General features: G+C 64.3%; 20 protein-coding genes and 1 tRNA gene. 5 read left to right on the top strand and 16 right to left on the bottom strand.

Going from position 1 to position 19,073, the window contains the following annotated elements; translation table 11 throughout:
* Positions 1–67: 67 nt before the first annotated feature.
* From msrB to ACK4SV_RS14470, 4 genes are all read left to right on the top strand, one after another.
* Complete coding sequence (msrB, locus tag ACK4SV_RS14485) at positions 68–472, top strand: peptide-methionine (R)-S-oxide reductase MsrB (protein ID WP_409918557.1); 405 nt, start codon at positions 68–70, stop codon at positions 470–472.
* Between the two features lie 144 nt (positions 473–616).
* The gene (locus ACK4SV_RS14480) at positions 617–1,078 is read left to right on the top strand and encodes a peptidase S1 (RefSeq protein ID WP_409918556.1); all 462 of its coding nucleotides are present in this window, start codon (positions 617–619) and stop codon (positions 1,076–1,078) included.
* Positions 1,079–1,185: 107 nt separating this feature from the next.
* Positions 1,186–3,438, top strand: a complete 2,253-nt coding sequence (locus tag ACK4SV_RS14475) for a S9 family peptidase (protein WP_409918555.1) — start codon at positions 1,186–1,188, stop codon at positions 3,436–3,438.
* Entirely contained in the window at positions 3,435–3,893 is a 459-nt protein-coding gene (locus ACK4SV_RS14470) for a hypothetical protein (RefSeq protein ID WP_409918554.1), read from the top strand. The genes ACK4SV_RS14475 and ACK4SV_RS14470 overlap by 4 nt, the downstream gene beginning before the upstream one ends.
* Before the next feature lie 2 nt (positions 3,894–3,895).
* On the opposite strand, the gene ACK4SV_RS14465 is transcribed toward ACK4SV_RS14470, so the two are convergent.
* From ACK4SV_RS14465 to ACK4SV_RS14440, 6 genes are all read right to left on the bottom strand, one after another.
* Positions 3,896–3,973, bottom strand: a tRNA-Pro gene (locus ACK4SV_RS14465).
* A gap of 56 nt (positions 3,974–4,029) precedes the next feature.
* On the bottom strand, positions 4,030–4,497 hold the full coding sequence (locus ACK4SV_RS14460; RefSeq protein ID WP_409918553.1) for a MerR family transcriptional regulator: 468 nt from the start codon (positions 4,495–4,497) through the stop codon (positions 4,030–4,032).
* A gap of 17 nt (positions 4,498–4,514) precedes the next feature.
* Positions 4,515–4,808 carry an integration host factor subunit alpha gene (locus ACK4SV_RS14455; protein WP_409918552.1) on the bottom strand — a complete coding sequence of 98 codons (294 nt, stop codon included), beginning with the start codon at positions 4,806–4,808 and terminating at the stop codon, positions 4,515–4,517.
* A 99-nt stretch (positions 4,809–4,907) separates the two neighbouring features.
* Positions 4,908–5,879, bottom strand: coding sequence for a beta-ketoacyl-ACP synthase III (locus tag ACK4SV_RS14450; RefSeq protein WP_409918551.1), 972 nt, complete (start codon positions 5,877–5,879; stop codon positions 4,908–4,910).
* Between the two features lie 29 nt (positions 5,880–5,908).
* A complete protein-coding gene (gene plsX, locus ACK4SV_RS14445; protein ID WP_409918550.1) occupies positions 5,909–6,943 on the bottom strand; it encodes a phosphate acyltransferase PlsX in 1,035 nt (344 codons plus the stop codon).
* 115 nt (positions 6,944–7,058) lie between these two features.
* Positions 7,059–7,604 carry a ubiquinol-cytochrome C chaperone family protein gene (locus ACK4SV_RS14440; protein WP_409918549.1) on the bottom strand — a complete coding sequence of 182 codons (546 nt, stop codon included), beginning with the start codon at positions 7,602–7,604 and terminating at the stop codon, positions 7,059–7,061.
* A gap of 77 nt (positions 7,605–7,681) precedes the next feature.
* Here ACK4SV_RS14440 and ACK4SV_RS14435 point away from each other — a divergent pair, with 77 nt between their 5' ends.
* Complete coding sequence (locus tag ACK4SV_RS14435; protein ID WP_409918548.1) at positions 7,682–8,161, top strand: outer membrane protein assembly factor BamE; 480 nt, start codon at positions 7,682–7,684, stop codon at positions 8,159–8,161.
* A 247-nt stretch (positions 8,162–8,408) separates the two neighbouring features.
* Here the strand turns inward: ACK4SV_RS14435 and ACK4SV_RS14430 are convergent, their stop codons facing one another.
* From ACK4SV_RS14430 to ACK4SV_RS14385, 10 genes are all read right to left on the bottom strand, one after another.
* Positions 8,409–10,586 (bottom strand): sodium-translocating pyrophosphatase, encoded by a 2,178-nt coding sequence (locus tag ACK4SV_RS14430; protein ID WP_409918547.1) that lies wholly within the window; start codon positions 10,584–10,586, stop codon positions 8,409–8,411.
* A 135-nt stretch (positions 10,587–10,721) separates the two neighbouring features.
* Positions 10,722–11,657, bottom strand: coding sequence for a thiamine-phosphate kinase (thiL, locus tag ACK4SV_RS14425; RefSeq protein ID WP_409918546.1), 936 nt, complete (start codon positions 11,655–11,657; stop codon positions 10,722–10,724).
* A gap of 21 nt (positions 11,658–11,678) precedes the next feature.
* Positions 11,679–12,635 carry an acetyl-CoA carboxylase carboxyltransferase subunit alpha gene (locus tag ACK4SV_RS14420; RefSeq protein ID WP_409918545.1) on the bottom strand — a complete coding sequence of 319 codons (957 nt, stop codon included), beginning with the start codon at positions 12,633–12,635 and terminating at the stop codon, positions 11,679–11,681.
* A 134-nt stretch (positions 12,636–12,769) separates the two neighbouring features.
* Positions 12,770–13,699 carry a type II secretion system F family protein gene (locus tag ACK4SV_RS14415; protein ID WP_409918544.1) on the bottom strand — a complete coding sequence of 310 codons (930 nt, stop codon included), beginning with the start codon at positions 13,697–13,699 and terminating at the stop codon, positions 12,770–12,772.
* A 10-nt stretch (positions 13,700–13,709) separates the two neighbouring features.
* Positions 13,710–14,693, bottom strand: a complete 984-nt coding sequence (locus ACK4SV_RS14410) for a type II secretion system F family protein (RefSeq protein ID WP_409918543.1) — start codon at positions 14,691–14,693, stop codon at positions 13,710–13,712.
* A gap of 15 nt (positions 14,694–14,708) precedes the next feature.
* Positions 14,709–16,091 (bottom strand): CpaF family protein, encoded by a 1,383-nt coding sequence (locus ACK4SV_RS14405; protein WP_409918542.1) that lies wholly within the window; start codon positions 16,089–16,091, stop codon positions 14,709–14,711.
* On the bottom strand, positions 16,088–17,299 hold the full coding sequence (locus ACK4SV_RS14400; RefSeq protein WP_409918541.1) for a CpaE family protein: 1,212 nt from the start codon (positions 17,297–17,299) through the stop codon (positions 16,088–16,090). The genes ACK4SV_RS14405 and ACK4SV_RS14400 overlap by 4 nt, the downstream gene beginning before the upstream one ends.
* Positions 17,296–17,574 carry a hypothetical protein gene (locus ACK4SV_RS14395; RefSeq protein ID WP_409918540.1) on the bottom strand — a complete coding sequence of 93 codons (279 nt, stop codon included), beginning with the start codon at positions 17,572–17,574 and terminating at the stop codon, positions 17,296–17,298. The genes ACK4SV_RS14400 and ACK4SV_RS14395 overlap by 4 nt, the downstream gene beginning before the upstream one ends.
* Before the next feature lie 17 nt (positions 17,575–17,591).
* Positions 17,592–18,875, bottom strand: a complete 1,284-nt coding sequence (locus ACK4SV_RS14390) for a type II and III secretion system protein family protein (RefSeq protein ID WP_409918539.1) — start codon at positions 18,873–18,875, stop codon at positions 17,592–17,594.
* On the bottom strand, positions 18,875–19,073 hold a 199-nt coding region (locus ACK4SV_RS14385; RefSeq protein ID WP_409918538.1), incomplete at its 5' end, for a hypothetical protein. The genes ACK4SV_RS14390 and ACK4SV_RS14385, both read right to left, overlap by 1 nt.

Genomic DNA, 19,073 nt, shown 5'->3' with positions numbered 1-19,073 from the left:
CGCGGGCGCGCCGTTTGCGCGAGGCAAGCAAGCGCCTATATCTGCCGTCAAGCAGGAGAGCCGTGACATGGCAAAGGCAAGAATCGAACGCACCGACCGGGAATGGCGCGAAATTCTCACCGAAGAGGAATTTCGTGTCGGCGTGAAAGAAGGCACGGAGCGCGCCTTCACGCCCGGAAACTACAATGACGAGAAGCGCGCCGGAGTCTATCATTGCAAAGGCTGCGGCAGCCCGCTCTGGTCTTCCGATCACAAGTTCGATTCCGGAACCGGCTGGCCGAGCTTCTGGCAGCCTGTGTCTCCTGATGCCGTTGCGACCAAGACCGACTTCAAGATGATCTATCCGCGCACGGAATGCCACTGCGCGACCTGCGGCCTGCATATGGGACACGTCTTCAAGGATGGCCCGCCACCAACCGGAGAGCGCTGGTGCATCAACGGCGTGGTGCTGGATTTCCGCCTGGCCGAGTGAAGCCTCCATATCGTCCGTACAGGAAGTTCCTGATTGCCAAGAACCGGTCTGCAGGCGTAGCATGGAGTATGGCTTGGCCATCATCCTCTGAGCTGCCTCTGCCTCTGGATGCACTTATCCCAGAGGCATGAGGGGAGTATATTCATGTTGAACAAACTTATCGGCGCCACAGCCATGTGCGCGCTGCTGGCGGTGGGCGCCGTGGCGCAGGACTTCTCCGGCGAAGCGGGACAGGAAGTCGAGCTTGAGGCTGGCTTCGTTCCAGATCCCTATGCGCTGACCCTGGTTGCAGGCGGCAGCGAGCAGGCGGAAAGCACTGTTGAAGACTGCGCTGGCTGGGTCGCCAATGCCCCGGATGTCCGGCTGGTTTACACCGCAGGCGAATATCCGCTGTATTTCTTCACCGACTCCCGGGCCGACACCACCCTCCTGATCAACGATCCGGAAGGCAACTGGCACTGCGACGATGATGGCAGCTACGATCTCAACGCCCTGATCTCGTTTGAAAAGCCCGCCTCCGGCCAGTATGATATCTGGGTCGGCACCGTGGGCGAGGACGAATATCCGCGCGCGACGCTCTACATCTCGGAAGCCCATACCGAATGACCATTCCGGCGGCGGGGAAATGCCCCCGCCGCCCCTTCCGCCTGTCAGCACTGGACAAACCGGCTGTGGCTCCGCACAAAGCGGGATCGCATTTCGCGGAGTTTTCCATGCGCCTCGTAAACCGGCTGGCCGCCCTTGCCGCCGCCTCAACCCTGCTGACCGGATGCCTCAACGTGACACCAGACCCTACCGCTTCCTCCCTGGCAGCGGCGCCCGCCGCAGCCGCGCTCGCACCGCCGGTTGCCCCGCGCATCGATCATGAAATCACACAGGTCGGCCGCACACGGAACGACCCCTATAACTGGCTGAAGGATGACAACTGGCAGGAGGTCATGCGCGACCCGTCGCTTCTGCGCGCCGACATCCGCGATTACCTGCTGGCCGAGAACGCCTACACCAAGACCCTGTTGGAACAGCCGACGACCGCGCTGCGCGAGGAACTCTTCACCGAGATGCGCGGACGAATCAAGGAAGACGACAGCTCGGTACCGGCGATTGATGGTCCGTATTCCTATTATACGCGCTACCGCGAAGGCGGCGAATACGCGATCTTCGCGCGCCGCGCCGCCGCTGACGCATTCAATGCCGATGCTCCCGAGACCATCATCCTCGACGGCGATGCCCTCGGCGCAGGGCAGGACTATTTCGCCTTCGGCGATATCGAAGTCTCCCCGGATCACGCATATGTCGCCTATGGCACGGACACCAAGGGCAGCGAATCCTATGAAATCCGTGTGAAGAATATCGAGACCGGCGCGGATGCAGGCATTGTCATCGAGAATGCCTATGGCCCGATGGAATGGAGCGCGACCGGCAAGGCGATCTTCTGGGTCCTCCGCGATGAAAATGGCCGGCCGAGCGCGGTCTACCAGCGGATGCTGGCAACCGGCGAGGACACGCTTGTCTATGAAGAGCCCGATCCCGCCTTCTTCGTCACCATCGGCACGACCGAGAGCGAGGAAATGATCCTGATCCATACAGCCGGGCACACCACGTCGGAAGTGCATTGGTTCCCGTCGGATGAACTCAATCCTACCCTGCGCATGGTGGCGCCGCGCCAGACGGACAATGAATACTCCGTGAGCCACTGGAACGGCGAATTCTACATCCTGACCAATTATGGCGATGCGGTCGACTTCCAGCTGATGCGCGCGCCGCTCAGCGCCACATCCCGCGAGGAATGGCAACCTGTCATCCCGCATCGTCCGGGTACGCTGCTTCTCGAAACCCATGCGCAGAAGGACTATCTCGCCGTCATGGAGCGCGAGAACGGCCTGCCGCGCATCGTGCTGCATTCCCGCGCCGATGGCAGCTCTCATGCCATCAGTTTTGATGAAGCGGCCTATTCGCTCGGGCTCGACGCCGGCTATGAATTCGATGTGCCGGTGCTGCGCTTCGGCTACGCCTCGCCCGCAACGCCCGACCAGGTGTTCGACTATGACCTCGTGACCCGCGAGAAGACCCTGCGCAAGACGCGCGAAGTGCCCTCGGGCCACGATCCGGCGGACTATGTCGTGGAGCGTATCCTCGTTCCGTCCTGGGACGGCGCGGAAGTGCCCGTGACGATCCTCCGTCACCGGACGACGCCGAAGGATGGCTCGGCGCCACTCCTGCTCTATGGCTATGGCTCCTATGGCATCACCATGCCGGCAGACTTCCGCACCGGACGTCTCAGCCTCGTCGATCGCGGCTTCATCTATGCCATTGCGCATGTCCGCGGCAGCATGGCGAAGGGATACCAGTGGTATCTCGATGGTAAGCTCGAGAAGAAGACCAATACGTTCGAGGACTATATTGCTGTCGGCAATTACCTCGCCTCGAACGGATATACCTCGCGTGGGCGCATTGTCGGCCATGGCGGCTCGGCAGGCGGCCTGTTGATGGGCGCTGCGGCCAATATGGACCCGGAACTCTTCGCCGGCATCATCGCGGCTGTGCCCTTTGTCGATGTGCTCAACACGATGTCGGATGAGAGCCTGCCGCTGACTCCGCCGGAATGGCCGGAATGGGGTAATCCGCTCACGGATGAAGCGGCCTATGACACGATCCTCGCCTACAGCCCCTACGATCAGGTCACAAACCAGCCTTACCCTGCGATGCTGATCACGGGCGGCGTCTCGGACCCCCGCGTCACCTATTGGGAACCTGCAAAATGGGCCGCGAAACTGCGCCATGAAGCCCCCGGCGGCGGCCCCTACTTCCTGCGCATCAACATGGACGCCGGCCATGGCGGCGCTTCGGGGCGCTGGGAAAGCCTCCGGGAGACGGCGATCGACTTCGCCTTCGCGCTGGCGGCAGTCGGCAAGGCGGGGGACGTCCAACTCGCGCGCCCGGAAGCAGGCGCGGGCACCGGCGATTGATCTACGCGCTCGACTGCGAGTTCAACGGTTTCGGGGGCGAGCTGATCAGTCTCGCCCTCGCCGGGGAACTGGGTGAACTCTACCTCGCCCGGCCCGAAGCTGAGCTGAACTCACTGGTCCTCGATCCCTGGGTCGAGGACCATGTTCTGCCATACCTCAACGTCGAAGGGGCGCGCCCGGCCCTCCTGCCGCTGGCCCGTTTCGGCCGGGCCATACAGTCTTTCCTGACCGAGGATGCCGCGCCGGTCATCATCGCCGACTGGCCCGAAGACCTGATGCACCTGATGCAATGCCTGATCCTTGCGCCCGGACAGATGGTGCGGATTCCGGACCTGTCGCTCCAGCTGATGCAGGTTTCGGCCTACCCCACCCATGTTCAGGATGCCGTCCAGCACAACGCCTTGTGGGATGCGAGGGCACTGCGTCAGGCGGTGATGTCGATGTCAGCGGGGTGAAATGGTCGGAGCGAGAGGATTCGAACCTCCGACCCCTAGTCCCCCAGACTAGTGCGCTAACCGGGCTGCGCCACGCTCCGACCGAACGCGCTGTATAGGCAAAGCCCCCCGCGCTCGCAACGGCTTATTGCGGTGCCTATGCGCGGCGGCGGCGCAGGGCGTCGAGGCGGTATTTGACGTCTTCGAGGCCATTCAGGGCGCCGTTCAGCCGTTCGCGGTTCTCCTCGGGCAGGCCGGCGCCGAAGGCCCGCGCGACGGTTTCCTGCAGCGCACGGGCGGGGCCGATACCCGGCAGCGGCACGGGCGCCAGCACCGCCTCGCCCCGCAGGACCGCGTCAACGCCCTGCCCGGCCAGAACGGCCTTTGCGCCGGCGAGCGTCATGCCCTGCTCATGCACCAGCAGGCGGATCGCCTTCAGCGCGGCCATATCCCGGGGCGTGTAGAGGCGCCGCCCCCCAGGCCGTTTGGCCGGGGAGACATGCGCCGGAAACCGGCTTTCCCAGTAGCGCAGCACATGCGGCTCCAGGCCCAGTTCAGCGGAGGCTTCGCCGATCGTGCGATAGGCGTCTGGCGATTTCTGGATACGGGCGCGCGCGGATGTCATACAGCCCCCATCCCGCTTCAGTCGCCGCCGACCTGCGACTTGAGCATCGGCGATGGCCGGAAGGTGACCACCCGGCGCGCCGCAATCGGGGCTTCTTCGCCGGTTTTCGGGTTGCGGCCCTCGCGGGCAGCTTTCGAGCGCACGACGAAATTGCCGAACCGCGCCAGCTTCACTTCCTGATCCTGTTCGAGGGCTTCTCCGATCAGATCAAGCGTCCGGTCTAGAAGGTCAGCTGATTCCTGCCGCGTTACACCGACCTCGCGAACGATCGCGTCGGTCACTTCGGCACGTGTCAGAGTATGATTGCTCATCGTGCAGGGCCCGCCTTTGTTGGTAGCCTAGGTGTGCAGTATTAACGAATTCCTAGCGCCTGCGTTAGCTAATTCTTTGTCAGCTTTGGCGATTTGCGCTCAGAGCCGGAACAGGCTGGCGCCCCAGGAGAAGCCGCCCCCCATCGCTTCGGAGAGAATCAGGTCGCCGGGCTTCGCCTTTCCGGTGCGCACCGCATGGTCCAGGGCGAGGGGAATCGACGCCGCAGATGTGTTGGCATGTTCGGTCACCGTGACGATGACCTTCTCCTCCGGAATATCGAGTTTCTTGGCGACCCCGTCCAGGATCCGCTTGTTGGCCTGATGGGGCACGAACCAGTCGATATCCGCAGATGTCAGCCCTGTTTCCTGCAGCACCGCCTCCACAGCGGCGGAAATGTTGGTGACTGCGTGGCGGAAGACCTTGTTGCCTTCCATGCGCACATGGCCAACCGTTCCAGTCGAACTGACGCCCCCGTCAACATAGAGCAGGTCGGACTTGGTGCCGTCGGTGCGCACATGATGGGTGATGATGCCGGCATCTTCCGGTCCGTCCCACTCGACCGATTCCAGCACGACGGCGCCGCCGCCATCGCCGAACAGCACGCAGGTGCCCCGGTCCGACCAGTCGATGATGCGGGTGAAAGTCTCTGCGCCGATGACCAGCGCGCGGCTGAACAGGCCCTGTTTCATCAGCGAATCAGCGGTCGCCAGCGCAAACAGGAAGCCCGAGCAGACCGCCTGCACGTCAAACGCCGCGCCGGGGCCGGTGCCAAGCTTCGCCTGCACAGCCGTTGCCGTCGCCGGAAAGGTCTGGTCAGGCGTGGTCGTCGCCAGCACGATCAGGTCGATGTCAGAGGCGGCCATGCCCGCAGCTTCCAGCGCGCGCGCGGCGGCTTTCGACGCGATGTCCGATGTCATCTCGCCATCGGCGGCGACATGGCGCTTGCGGATGCCGGTGCGCTCCTGGATCCATTCATCGGAGGTCTCGACCATGCGGGCGAGGTCGGCATTGGTCAGCACGCGTTCCGGCAGATAGCTGCCCGTGCCGCGGATGAAAGTGCGCCGTGCCATGGGATTTTCCTCGTTCTTGCCGGGCAGGTCTATTCTGCGGCGAGGTCGCCGGCGCCAACGCGGGCCAGGTTGGCCGCGATCTCACCGCGAAAATTGCTGAGCGCCAGGTCGGCGGCGAGTTCACAGGCGCGGGCAAAGCCGCGCGCATCGGCGCTGCCATGGCTCTTGACGGACACCCCGCCGAGGCCAACGAGGACGCCGCCATTCACATTGCTGGGGTCCATCATGGATTTCAGCCGCTTCAGCCCGTTCATGGCCAGCGCCGCGCCTGCCTTGGAGGCGAGGCTTTCCGTGAACGCCTCGCGCATCCGGGTGGCCAGCATTCGCGCAACGCCTTCACCGGCCTTCAGGGCGACATTGCCTGTGAACCCGTCCGTGACGACCACATCGACGGCGCCGGCGGAAATGTCATCGCCCTCTACAAAGCCGCGATAGTCCATCTTCAGCGGTGAGTTGCGCAGGAGTTCATGCGCCTCACGCACTTCCTCATGGCCCTTCATTTCCTCGGAGCCGATGTTCAAAAGCGCCACGGATGGCCGCTCGATCCCCAGCGTCGCGCGGGCAAACGCCTCGCCCATGATCGCGAAGGAGACGAGCTGTTCAGCGTCCGCCTCGACATTCGCGCCCACATCGAGGACCACCGTGCGGCCCTTCAGCGTCGGCCAGAGGGCGGTCATCGCGGGGCGGTGGACGCCGTCCATCTTGCGCAGGACCAGCATCGAAATCGCCATCAGCGCGCCGGTATTGCCGGCTGAAACCGAGGCATCTGCCGCGCCTTCCTGCACGGCCTGCACCGCATTCCACATCGAGCTGCCCTTGCCCCGGCGCAGCGCCTGGCTGGGCTTCATGTCGCTGGTGATCTTGATGTCTGTATGCCGGATCTCGGCCCGCGCGCTCAGCACCGCATTTGCGGCCAGCAGCGGCTTCAGGAGCGCTTCGTCCCCGTGCAGCAGGGCCCGCGCGCCGGGACGCCCACTCAGGAAGTCCGCGACACCCTCCATGACAATACCGGGCGCGTTGTCGCCGCCCATGGCATCGATCGAAAGCGTTACTGTGGACTGCATGGGGAAATTCGCCGCTCCTGCGGACAACCGGGTATAGCTGCGACGTTTAAGCAGCGCCGCCGGGCAACGCAACGGGCGAGATGCGCTAATAGCGCTCGCGCTGCGGGTGCCTGCATCACCCGCCAGTCCCGCCGAAGGCGAACTGGCCGGCCAGGACCTCGCTGTCCGGCTGGGCCAGCAGGGCGGCGAAAACGCCGGCCAGCGCATCAGACAGACCCGCCTCATGCCCCGGCACACACAGGCCATTCCGGTGCACAATCGCGGCGAGCGCGCCGGAATCCGGCCCATCTGCCTCAGCCAGCGCCGCCACCACCGCCCGGCCGATCCCGGAATGGCCCTCGGCGAGCTTGCGCACCTTGCGGGCAATCGAGGCATCGCCGACGCCTTTTTCCCGGAAGGCGGCGTCAAATCCGTCGAGGATGCGCTGGTTCAGGCGGCTGGACAGCTCTGCGGCGTCCCGGCCGCCAATGCGGGCGAGGCGGGCGATCGCGAGGGCCGAAAACAGGGTCACCAGCCTCGCCCGGCCCTCGAATGTGTCGGGGACGGCGTGCTTCAGATACCAGTCCGGCTCGCGCGCCTGGCGGAATGCCCGTGCGGCGGCTTCGGCCGCTGCAGCCGAAACGGCGGCCCTCCGCCGGAATCCGAGCCCCGAAAATACCATCCGGCCTGTGCTCCCATGCTTGCCAAGCCGGGTTAGCTGTCGCTAGGTCTTCGGTCAAAGACTTAGAGGAGTCCCTGATGCCGCGCCTCGCCCTGATCGCCGCTGGCCTCATCGCTGTCCTGCCCCTGACGGGCTGCATTACGCCGTCGCGGGATTTCCACGGCTATATTGCCGATGAGGTGCAGCCCAATGAAATCAAGCCCGGGGAGGATACCCGCTCGACGGTCCTCGCCCAGCTCGGCTCGCCCTCGACCGAGGGCCTGTTCGACACCAATGTCTGGTTCTACTTCTCCGACATCCAGGAGCGGTTTGCCTTCTACAGGCCGAAGGTCGTGGAACGCCGCATTGTCGGCATCCGTTTCGGCGACGATGATGTCGTCGATGAGGTCGTCGAATACACAGCGGCAGATGGCCAGATCGTCAGCTTCGCCTCGCGCGAGACCCCGACTCGCGGCCGCGAACTCGGCTTCTGGGAGCAGATCTTCGGCACGGTTGGCGCCATGCGCCTGCCCAACACGGATGAGCGCACCCCGGACAACCCGACCGGCCGCCGCTGAGGCGGGCATCGGGACGTCTCGTCCTCTCGCCGTTTCCAGTCATGCGTCACACTCGACGGGCTTGAGCCCGGCTGAGTGCCCATCGCCTACCCTCACCTCATATACCAGCGCCAACGCCGGGAATTGGGCGCTCTGATGGCCGTAGGCCATCGCGCGTGACGAAGGAGCCGTACTTCACGTCTCTCCGGTCCAACAAAAAACCCCGGAGTTGCCTCCGGGGTTTTCTGTTTTGCCCGTCTCCGGACGCTCAGTGTCCGGCAAGGACCGCGAGCATCAGGAGGGCCACGATGTTCGTGATCTTGATCATCGGGTTCACGGCCGGGCCGGCGGTGTCCTTGTAGGGATCGCCGACCGTGTCGCCGGTCACAGCGGCCTTGTGAGCTTCAGAGCCCTTGCCGCCATGATGGCCGTCTTCGATATACTTCTTGGCATTGTCCCAGGCGCCGCCCCCCGACGTCATCGAGATGGCAACGAACAGGCCCGTGACGATCACGCCGAGCAGCATCGCGCCGACCGCCGAGAGCGCCTCAGCCGGCCCGCCGATCACCCAGATCGCGCCGAACAGCACGATGGGTGACAGCACCGGAAGCAGCGACGGCACGATCATTTCCTTGATCGCCGCCTGCGTGAGAATATCCACCGTGCGGCCATAATCCGGCTTCTCGGTACCCTGCATGATGCCGGGCTTCTCGCGGAACTGGCTGCGCACTTCCTCGACCACTGACTGCGCCGCGCGTCCCACCGCCATCATCGACATGCCGCCGAAAAGGAAGGGCAGAAGGCCGCCGAACAGCAAGCCCACCACGACATACGGGTTCGAGATTTCGAAGTTTGCCGAAAGGCCGTAGAAGAAGGTTCCCGGCTGCGCGGTGGCCGCGAAGTATTTGAGATCCTCCGCATACGCCGCAAACAGCACGAGCGCGCCGAGACCGGCCGAGCCGATCGCATAGCCCTTGGTGACCGCCTTGGTGGTGTTGCCAACCGCATCCAGGGCATCGGTCGTCGCGCGGACTTCCGAGGGCAGTTCCGACATTTCGGCAATCCCGCCGGCATTGTCGGTCACCGGGCCGAAGGCATCGAGCGCCACGATGATACCGGCCAGCGCCAGCATCGTCGTCGTGGCAATCGCGATGCCATAGAGGCCGGCGAGATTGTAGGTCAGCAGGATGCCGCCGATGATCGTCAGCGCCGGCAGGGCGGTCGCCTCGAGCGAGACGGCAAGGCCCTGGATGACGTTCGTGCCATGGCCCGACTCAGACGCTTTCGCGACCGAGCGCACCGGGCGGTACTTGGTCTCGGTATAGTAGGCCGTGATCACGACGATCAGCAGCGTCACGAACAGGCCGGCCACACCGCAGAAGAAGAGCTTCCAGCCGGTAATGTCGGCCCAGTCGCCGGTGACCGCATCGCGAAGGCCAAGTGCCTGGCCTGCGCCTTCCATCGTCCCATTCATGCCGCCGGGAAGCACCGTGTGGATCGCCAGCGCCAGGCCGCCGATGGACAGGACACCGGTGACGTTGAGCGCCTTGTAGAGCGCGCCCATGACATCGGTGGAGCCTTTGGAAAGGGTGGCAAAGAAAGTGCCGATGATCGAGGTGACGATACAGACCGCGCCAATCGCGAGCGGCAGGATCATGATTTCAGCAAGATACGGCGCCGAGGCGAAGTAGATACCACCGAGCACCATCGTCGCAACAAGGGTCACGGCATAGGTCTCGAACAGGTCAGCCGCCATGCCCGCGCAGTCGCCGACATTGTCGCCGACGTTATCGGCAATGGTGGCGGGGTTGCGCGGGTCATCCTCCGGGATACCGGCTTCGACCTTGCCGACCATATCGCCGCCGACATCTGCGCCCTTGGTGAAGATGCCGCCGCCGAGGCGCGCAAAGATCGAGATGAGCGAGGCGCCGAAGCCGAGCGCGACGAGCGCGTCGATGATCTGGCGCTTGTCTGCGTCATTCTCGAGGCTGAGCCCCAGCGGGCCGGTCAGCAGTCCGTAATAGCCGACGATGCCCAGCAGCGCGAGGCCGACCACAAGCATCCCTGTCACCGCGCCGGATTTGAACGCCAGCTGCAGGCCCTCATTGAGGCCCTTGCGGGAGGCCTCGGTCGTGCGGACGTTGGCGCGCACGGATACGAGCATCCCGATAAAGCCGGCCGCGCCGGAGAGCACCGCGCCGATGACAAAGCCAAGCGCTGCTTTCCAGGTCAGCGCGAAGACAAGCACGACCGCAACGACGACACCGACAATGCCGATCGTGCGATACTGGCGGTTGAGATAGGCGTTTGCGCCTTCCTGGATTGCCTGGGCGATTTCGAGCATCCGGGCATTGCCGGCCGGTGCCTTCATGATCGACTGGATCTGGACCCAGCCATAGACCACAGACAGGACACCCGCACCGAGTGCGAGATAGAACCACGTCATAGAATTTCCTCCTTGAGCCCCTTTTTGAGCGCGGATCCGGCACAGGCCGGTCCGGTCTTTTCTGTTTTGACTCCACTTGCCTGCCAGCCGCACCGCGAACGCGCAAGATGCCTCGTGCGAGAGGCGACCCGGCTGTCAGGCGTGACGCCCATGCTCAAAGGCGAGTGTTTCCGGCAGGTTAACGGGGGCGTCCTGCCAGCGGGCCGCAAGACCCTGCCCCTTGACCAGAGACCCGATCCGGCTCGCCGGGATACCAGACGCCTCAATCGCGAGGCGGGCTGCCGGCGGCGCCGTGAACAGCAGCTGGTAATCATCCCCCCAGCTCGCGAGATCCACCGCCTGATCAAGGCTTTCGGCCCCGCCGGCGAAGGGCACGGCGCTCAGCTCAATCATGGCGGCAAGGCCCGAGGCGGCGGCGAGCGCGGCAAGGTCGCCCAGCAGGCCATCGGAAATGTCCATCGCGGCGCTCGCCTCACGCGCGAGCAGGGCCGCTGCGGATAGGGGTGGCAGGGATGGGAGGCGCAGGGCCGCCAGCCAGCCTGCTTCGCCCTGCCCGGTCGTTTTCCACAGGTAGCCGCGCCGGGCCGCGCCGATCTCGCCGGTCACCCACACATCATCGCCGGCAGACGCCCCACCCCGGCAAATCGGTGCCGGCCCAAGGCAGGCGCCGGTCAAGGTCAGGGACAGGAACAGTCCTGACGGCGACACGACCGTATCCCCCCCGATCAGGTCGGCGCCCCACTGGCTCAATTCATCCCCCAGCGCAGCGGCAAAGGCGGCGAGTTCCGCTTCGCTGCGTCCTTCAGCCGGCCAGCCAAGGGTCAGCAGCGCCTCGCGCGGCTCAGCGCCGGAAGCCAGAATATCGGACACATTCACCCGCACGAGCTTGCGGGCGATGGTCTCGACGGGATCGTCAGGAAAGAAGTGGACACCCTCCACCATGGCGTCGGTCGTGATGACCACAGGTCCATTGGCGGGGCTCAGCTCTGCTGTGTCGTCCGTCAGCCCGGCCGCACCGGCACTCCTCACCAGCGGCGCGAAATAGCGGCGAATCCAGTCCTTCTCGGCCATCAGCGGCCTCTCGGGCTCAGCTCAGACGCCCTCACGGCCAATTGCATAGAACCGGTCGCGGCGCTGGGCGCGCAGTTCGGCGGGGCTCATGCCTTCCAGTTCGCGCAGGGCTGCATCGAGCGCCTTTGCAGCCGAGGCCATCGCGCGTTGCGGATCGCGGTGCGCGCCGCCGACAGGCTCCTTGACGATGCCGTCTACGATCTTGTGGCGCATCAGGTCCGGCGCGGTGATTCCCATTGCCTCAGCGGCATCCTTGGCCTTGGTCGCATCGCGGTAGAGGATCGAGGCGCACCCCTCCGGCGAGATCACCGAATAGATGGCATATTCCATCATCAGCACCTTGTTGGCCGCCGCAATGCCGATGGCGCCGCCGGACATGCCCTCACCGATGATCAGCGTCACGAACGGCACACCCAGCGAAAGCCCGCGCTGGGTGCCCCGGGCGATGGCCTCGGCCTGCCCGCGCTCCTCCCCGCCCTTGCCGGGATAGGCGCCGGCAGTGTCCGGAAAGCTGATGACCGGCATGTTGAATTTCTCGGCGAGGTCCATCAGGCGCACAGCCTTCCGGTAGCCTTCAGGGTGGGCCATGCCGAAATTATGCTTCAGGCGTTTCTCGGTCGTCCGGCCTTTCTCATGGCCCATGATCACCACCGACCGGCCCTTGAAACGGGCCATGCCGCCGATAATGGCCTCGTCATTGCCGAACACCCGGTCGCCGGCGAGTTCCTCGAAATCCTCGAAGATCGTCGCGATGAAATCGGAAAGATGCGGCCGGTCCGGATGGCGCGCGACCTGCGTGATGCGCCAGGCGTTGAGTTCGGAGTAAATCTGTTTCAGCTGGCGGACCGATTTGGTCTTCAGCTTGGCCAGTTCGTCGCTGATCGCCGGACCATCCTTGCGGGCGGCAAGAGCCTCCAGCTCCGCAATCTTCGCGTCGAGCTCGGCAATCGGTTTTTCGAATTCAAGATAGGTCGCCATGGCGCTTTCCTAGCAATGACCGCCCTTGCCGCCTAGCAGGATTTCAGCAGGCTGCAAGAGTCAGGATCATTAGCAAATTCCCCTGGAAAGAGTGAAAATTACGCGCAAGGGGAGATTCTTCGCCGCCTGATGGCCTAGCCCATCACCTCGCCGAGCATTACCACAGCTGGCAGGATCAACACCCCCAGCAGCACCGGAAACACGAACAGAATCAAGGGCAGCGTCATCTGCGCCGGCAGCGCCATGGCTTTTTCCTCGGCCCGCAGGATCCGCCTCTGGCGCATATCTGCAGAGAACACACGCAGCGTCTGGCCAAGGCTTGTCCCCATTTCTTCGGCCTGCCGCAGCATGGTGGAGAGGGACCCTGCCTCCTCGATGCCCATTCTCTCGGCAAAGGCGCGCCAGGCCATCTTCCGTGTCTTGCCCGCCCTGAGCTCCAGCGACAGCGTGCGCAGATGGCCCGCGATCACGGGATGGCGCAGCTCCAATTCCTCACCGACACGCTGAACGGCAGCGTCAAGGCTGAGCCCCGCCTCCACACAGGCCACCAGCAGGTCCATCATGTCCGGAAACCCGGCCGAGCCCGCAATCCGGCGCTCGGAAATACGGTGGTCGAGGAACTTGCCCGGCGCGGCGAGCCCCGCGAGCACCAGGATGACCGAGATCACCAGCGGCCCGTATTGCGGCAGGCCATCGAGATAGGGCAGCGCGAAGAACAGGCCGATCTGGGGCAGCACGACACAGATGAACCGCGCCGCGAAATAGCGCGAGACCGCGCTTTGCCCGGTAAAGCCGGCATGGGCGAGCTTCGCGCGCACGGCGCTCACCTCCGCCTCATGCGCCGGGACGGCCTGATCGGCAAAGCCCATCATGGCGCGGCCAATCCGGCTCTCCTGCCGCTTCGAAGAAGGTTCCGCCGCGCCCCCTCGCCGCGCCAGCCGGCGTTCGAGATCGCCCGCATCCTGCTGGCCGCGCACAAAGGCCACAATTCCCGGAACGGCCAGTAGCAGGGCCAGCGCGCCGAGCGCGAAGGGGAAGAATGGATGGGCCAGCAGATCGCTCATGACGGGCGCCTCACATCCGGAAATTGATCATGCGGTTCATCACGAAATTGCCGATCAGCAACCAGACAAAGAGGCCCGAGAAGCCATACTTGATCAGCGGATCATGCCAGACGCGGCCATAGAATTCCGGCCGCATCAGGTGGATGCCTGCCATGACCACAAAGGGCGCCGCCGTGAGGATCATCGCGGAGGCGCGCCCTTCGGCGGAGGCCGCGCGCACTTTGAGGCGCATCGTCTGGCGCTCGCGAATGGTGGTCGTGTTCGCCTTCAGCAATTCAGTCAGGTTGCCGCCGGTCTTCTCCTGCAGGCGCACTGTCGCGGCGAAGAGCTCCACATCCGGGTCGCCGGCCCGTTCGGCCATCCGCTGCACGGCGTTCGTCAGCGACATGCCATAGGATACCTCGTCCGCTGCCATGCCGAATTCCGTGCCGATGGGGTCGGGCATTTCCCGCGCCACAAGGCCCACGGCGGTTGCCACCGGATGGCCCGCCTCAAGGCTGCGGCAGACGATCTGCAGCGCATCCGGCAACTGGCCGGCGAGCTTCTTCGCCCGGGCGGCCGCAAAATGCCGGAGCACCAGCAACGGCCCAGCGACCAGCACGAGCGGGAACGCGATGACAGCGGCAATCCATCCGCCAAGATACACATAGGCCGCACCAGACGCCGCCGCCGCCCCGACAGCCGCCATCAGCGCCCAGCGCACCGGCTGATACTTCAGGCCGGAGCGGACGATCAGCTGGTTCAGCCATTTCAGCGACATCGCAAGATTGCCCTGCAGGTCGAGCCCACGGCTCTTGCGCAGCTCGATCATGGCCTCCGAATGGCTCTCGAAACGCTCCTTGAACTGCAGCCGCCGGTTCACGATCCTCTGTGTACGCACCTGCGTGATGAGGCCGAGGACGGACTGGACGGCGAGCACGACCGCCCCGAGCGCCATGACCGCCGGGACGATCAGGCGCTGGTCAAATCCCGCAAGATCAAGCCATCCGGGCACGGCCGGCCTCCCTTGTCAGAACCGGCTGGACGGGTCGAACAGGCCCGCCGGCATGAACACGCCCTTGCGTTCCATCTCGTCCAGGAATTTCGGCCTGAGGCCGGTGGCTGCAAAATGTCCCTGCACCTTGCCTTCCGGCGAAGTACCGGTGCGCTCAAACCGGAAGATTTCCTGAAGCTGCACGACGGATCCCTCCATTCCGGTGATCTCCGCGATCGAGACAACCTTCCTCGAACCATCGGACAGGCGCGTTGCCTGAACGATGAAGTTCACCGCCGAAGCAATCTGCCCACGGATCGCCTCTTCAGAGATTTTCATGCCGCCCATCATCACCATCTGCTCAAGCCGTGTCAGGGCATCGCGCGGATTGTTCGCGTGGATGGTCGCCATCGAACCTTCATGGCCGGTATTCATGGCCTGCAGCATGTCAAAGGCTTCTTCCGAGCGCACTTCGCCCAGGATCACGCGGTCCGGCCGCATACGGAGGGCGTTCTTCACCAGCTCCCGCTGGCGGATCTCGCCCTTGCCCTCGATGTTCGGCGGGCGCGTTTCCATCCGGGCGACATGGGGTTGTTGCAGCTGAAGCTCGGCGGCATCCTCAATGGTGATCAGGCGTTCGTCCGGGCTGATGGCCGCTGACAGGGCATTGAGCAGCGTCGTCTTGCCGGAGCCTGTGCCGCCGGAAATGACGGTCGAGGCCCGGCATTTGACAGCGCCAAGAATGAAATCTGCCACCGGCTTCGGGATAGCGCCAAACTCCACCAGCTTGCCCATCGTCAACGGCGATTTCGAAAACTTCCGGATCGACACCAGCGGCCCGTCAATCGCAATCGGCGCCACCGCCGCATTGACCCGGCTGCCATCGAGAAGCCGCGCATCGACCAGCGGCTGGCTCTCATCCACCCGGCGGCCGACGGCCGCGACAATGCGCTGGACGATCCGCAGCAGATGATCATTGTCCGCAAACCGAACCGGCGCAAGCTGCAGCTTTCCCCGCCGCTCGACATACACCTGGTTACAGCCATTGATCAGGATGTCGGCGATGGAATCGTCCTTGAGCAGAGGTTCGATAGGGCCGAGGCCCGTCATCTCATCCATCACGGCATCGGCAAACGAGGCTTCCTCGGCTGCCGACAGGGCCATCTCCTCCTTGCGGATGATCTCCGAAATGATGCCGCGCACGCGGCGCCGCATCGTTTCATCATCCATCTTGTCAAGCGCCGAGAGGTCCAGCTCATCAATCAGCTTGGCATGAATGCGCAGTTTTGCATCCAGCAGGTCGAAGCCTTCCGCCTCTGGCGCGGCGCGGACCGAAGCAGGCTTCGCCGGTTGCACGGCGATTGCCGGGGAAGCCGCCGGTGTCTTGGGGGCCGCGCCTGAAAAGCTGAACCGGCTCACCGCGCCGCCCTCCTGCGCGCCTGATCCTTACCCTGACGGCTCAGGAGGGTCTCCGGCGCAAACTTCAGCACCAGCCTGTCAATATCGGAAACGAGCGGGCTCTTCGGCTTCACATCCGCAATCGGCTTTCCGAGATTGACGGCCGTGCGCGCCGCATCCCAATCGGATGTCACAGTCACGTCGATCTTCCGGTCGATTGCGACTTCTGCTTTGTCGACCGCGAAGCCGGCGCGGAACTTCTTCTTCGGGAACATGCGGTTCAGCACCAGCCGGGCAGGCGTTCCGTTGCGGCGCAGCGCATCCACATCCCGGCACATATCCGCGGCAGCGTGAAGGCTCGGCACAGTCAGTTCACTGACGATGATCGCCTGGTCTACCGCAGACAGCACAGCCTTCGTCCACGGCATCATATGCCGGGGCATATCCACCAGCACGACCTCGAATGCCCCGCAGGTGACTTCCAGAAGGTGCAGGATCGCCGCTTCCGTGGCAATTGCGTCCGCATCCGGATTGCGTGGAGAGGCAATGATCGAGACACCATCCTCATGCTGCCAGCACCAGGCCGCTAGCAGACGCGCATCGAGCCTTTCCGGCGCAGCCGACAAGGCCTTGAGGTCAAGCTTCGGTATCGCTTCCAGAAAAGACGCTGTCATCCCGTCTGCAAGGTTCAGGTCAACGAGGCAGACCTTGCCGGGCCCGAGCGCCCGCGCCAGCGCAAAGGCGCTCTCGATCGCTATGGTCGACACCCCCGCCCCGCCAACCGCGCCCCTGAAAGCCCAGCAGATGGAACCCGTCCGCTCATCCGCTATCGGAGGGCTTGCTTCCGCAAGTCGCTGGAAGACCGCCGCGACCTCTCCGGCGCTGGCAGAAACAGGAAGGATATCGCTGGCATCAATCTTCATCAGCGCCCGGACCATGTGAGCGGGCAGCTGATCAGAGAGGACCACAACCTGGCTGGACGGTCGCTCCACGGCGAGGAGTAGCAACAAATGGTCCCATCCCGGCTGCCCCTGCTCGATCAGAACCACGCCGCCGCCATATTGAAGCACGATCTCAGGGGGCTGCAAGGCGGACAGGTCTGAAAGCCGGCCGCTGACCGGCGCAAGGCGCTGCAACGTCTCTGCACTCGCAAGCGCAGCCAGCGCCTCGATCTGCTGAATTCCGGCAGTGGAGGGCGCAGCTTCTGCCCGGAGCGGCTGCGCGCTCATGGCGTCCCTCCATTTGCCGTCTGAGCTTCAGCAGAGCGCACCGCGCGGCCTTCATTCAGCGCCCGCACGGCTTTCGCCGCCTGCACGCCGGAGCTTCCCTCTACCTGTTTCGAGTTCGGCAGGTTTACGTCGCGCACGGACTGTTCGGCGATATTCTGCCGTGTCGCCGCGCCAAGAACGAACTGGTCCTGTGCATCAATGCTTGCACATCCCGCGAGCAGCCCGGCAAGGCTTGCGAGCACGAGGAGGCGGAGCTGTGTGGATACATCTTTCATGGGATGACTTTCTCAGTTCACGGCGTTTTTGCGGAGGTCAGGCCAAACAGGAACAGCTCCGACTCGGAAGGCACCGGAACCGCATCAATGGGCGAAGCCAGCATTGCGGGGTGCGAGGCCGGCTGGACAAGGCGCGGCGTGACAATGATCACAAGCTCGGTTTCATTCTGCTGGTAGCGGCGCGAGGAGAAGAGCGACCCAAGCACCGGCACATTGCCGAGCCAGGGCGTCTGGCGCACATCATTCGCGCTGCTGTTCTGAAGAAGGCCCGCAACGGCAAAGGCCTGCCCGTCATGCAATTCAACCGTGGTATCCGCCCGGCGTACGGAGATGCCGGGAATTTCGATCGAGGCGGCGCGAATACCATTCGCCCGGTCAATCGCTGAAACTTCCGGCCGCACACGGAGGTTCACGAGGCCGTCGCCCAGAACGGTGGGGGTAAACTCGAGGCTGACCCCGAATTTCTTGAACTCGATGGTGATCTCGCCGTCGCGCTGCCCGACCGGGATCGGGAACTCGCCGCCAGCCAGGAAACTTGCCGTGTCGCCAGACAGCGCCACCAGGTTCGGTTCCGCCAGTGTACGGATGACTCCCTTCTGTTCCAGCAGGCGCAGCGTTACATCGATGTTCTCGTTGCCGATATTCGTGAAGATCGCCAGCGTCTTCTCCGCGAGGCCCGAGATGGTGCTGCCCTCGCTCAGCATCGCAGCATTATTGCCGGTGATCGAATTGCCGAAGCCAGCCTCGCGGACTGCGCTGCGCGAGGCTTCGAGGAAGCGGACTTCAAGCAGCACCTGCTGGCTCTGGCCCACCGTCAGCCCATTGGCGACGCCGCCCGGGACATGCCGCTCCGCAAGCTGCAGCGCCATCTCCGCCGCCGCCGCCGTCGTCACCCTTCCATCGAGGAATACCCCATCATGCACGGGCCAGACGTCAATGGATTCTCCAGGCAAGAGCCGCCCGAGATCTGCGCGCAGATCTTCGAGGCCAAGGCGCACATCCACTTCGATCAGGTCGGTGATCGCGCCGGCCGCATCATAGACCAGCACCATCGTCGAGCCCGGATTCTTGCCGCGCAGGAAGAAGGACCGGTTGGACGTCGCCATCGCCTCGGCAATCTGTGGATCGGCCACGACAATCGTTGCGAAGGCGCGGTCTGCCTCGATCACGGCGGACTTGCCGCGGCGCAGTTCCACACGTTCGGCGCCCTGCGGCGCGGTCCGCACACTCCAGGCCTGCGCAGCGGGCGCTGCAACGCCAATCAGGACCGAGATCATCAGGATCTGGACGAGTTTGTGCATCAGTTTTCTCCCCCGGCAAGTTCAGACGTCTGGACAGCTGCCGGCGCCGGCGGCGCAATCGGCGTCGTCACGGCAAGATCTTCAGCGCCATTGATGACACGCACAGTCGTGGTTGTCGGTGCGCGGCGCACCGGCACCCGTGTCTGCGGCCGTGGCGGCGGGTGCTCCGCGGACCGGCCGACCAAGAAAAGAGGCGCA

It is taken from the genome of Hyphomonas sp. (assembly GCF_046313735.1).
GTDB lineage: Bacteria > Pseudomonadota > Alphaproteobacteria > Caulobacterales > Hyphomonadaceae > Hyphomonas.
The sequence above is the reverse complement of the archived record's forward strand: the minus strand, read 5'-3'. Positions and strand labels throughout refer to the sequence as shown.

What these genes read in the sequence shown, in the direction of transcription:
- msrB (WP_409918557.1), top strand. Translation starts at nt 68, where the DNA reads ATGGCAAAGGCAAGAATCGAACGCACCGACCGGGAATGGCGCGAAATT.
- ACK4SV_RS14480 (WP_409918556.1), top strand. Translation starts at nt 617, where the DNA reads ATGTTGAACAAACTTATCGGCGCCACAGCCATGTGCGCGCTGCTGGCG.
- ACK4SV_RS14475 (WP_409918555.1), top strand. Translation starts at nt 1,186, where the DNA reads ATGCGCCTCGTAAACCGGCTGGCCGCCCTTGCCGCCGCCTCAACCCTG.
- ACK4SV_RS14460 (WP_409918553.1), bottom strand. Translation starts at nt 4,497, where the DNA reads ATGACATCCGCGCGCGCCCGTATCCAGAAATCGCCAGACGCCTATCGC.
- ACK4SV_RS14455 (WP_409918552.1), bottom strand. Translation starts at nt 4,808, where the DNA reads ATGAGCAATCATACTCTGACACGTGCCGAAGTGACCGACGCGATCGTT.
- ACK4SV_RS14450 (WP_409918551.1), bottom strand. Translation starts at nt 5,879, where the DNA reads ATGGCACGGCGCACTTTCATCCGCGGCACGGGCAGCTATCTGCCGGAA.
- plsX (WP_409918550.1), bottom strand. Translation starts at nt 6,943, where the DNA reads ATGCAGTCCACAGTAACGCTTTCGATCGATGCCATGGGCGGCGACAAC.
- ACK4SV_RS14440 (WP_409918549.1), bottom strand. Translation starts at nt 7,604, where the DNA reads ATGGTATTTTCGGGGCTCGGATTCCGGCGGAGGGCCGCCGTTTCGGCT.
- ACK4SV_RS14435 (WP_409918548.1), top strand. Translation starts at nt 7,682, where the DNA reads ATGCCGCGCCTCGCCCTGATCGCCGCTGGCCTCATCGCTGTCCTGCCC.
- ACK4SV_RS14430 (WP_409918547.1), bottom strand. Translation starts at nt 10,586, where the DNA reads ATGACGTGGTTCTATCTCGCACTCGGTGCGGGTGTCCTGTCTGTGGTC.
- thiL (WP_409918546.1), bottom strand. Translation starts at nt 11,657, where the DNA reads ATGGCCGAGAAGGACTGGATTCGCCGCTATTTCGCGCCGCTGGTGAGG.
- ACK4SV_RS14420 (WP_409918545.1), bottom strand. Translation starts at nt 12,635, where the DNA reads ATGGCGACCTATCTTGAATTCGAAAAACCGATTGCCGAGCTCGACGCG.
- ACK4SV_RS14415 (WP_409918544.1), bottom strand. Translation starts at nt 13,699, where the DNA reads ATGAGCGATCTGCTGGCCCATCCATTCTTCCCCTTCGCGCTCGGCGCG.
- ACK4SV_RS14400 (WP_409918541.1), bottom strand. Translation starts at nt 17,299, where the DNA reads ATGAGCGCGCAGCCGCTCCGGGCAGAAGCTGCGCCCTCCACTGCCGGA.
- ACK4SV_RS14395 (WP_409918540.1), bottom strand. Translation starts at nt 17,574, where the DNA reads ATGAAAGATGTATCCACACAGCTCCGCCTCCTCGTGCTCGCAAGCCTT.
- ACK4SV_RS14390 (WP_409918539.1), bottom strand. Translation starts at nt 18,875, where the DNA reads ATGCACAAACTCGTCCAGATCCTGATGATCTCGGTCCTGATTGGCGTT.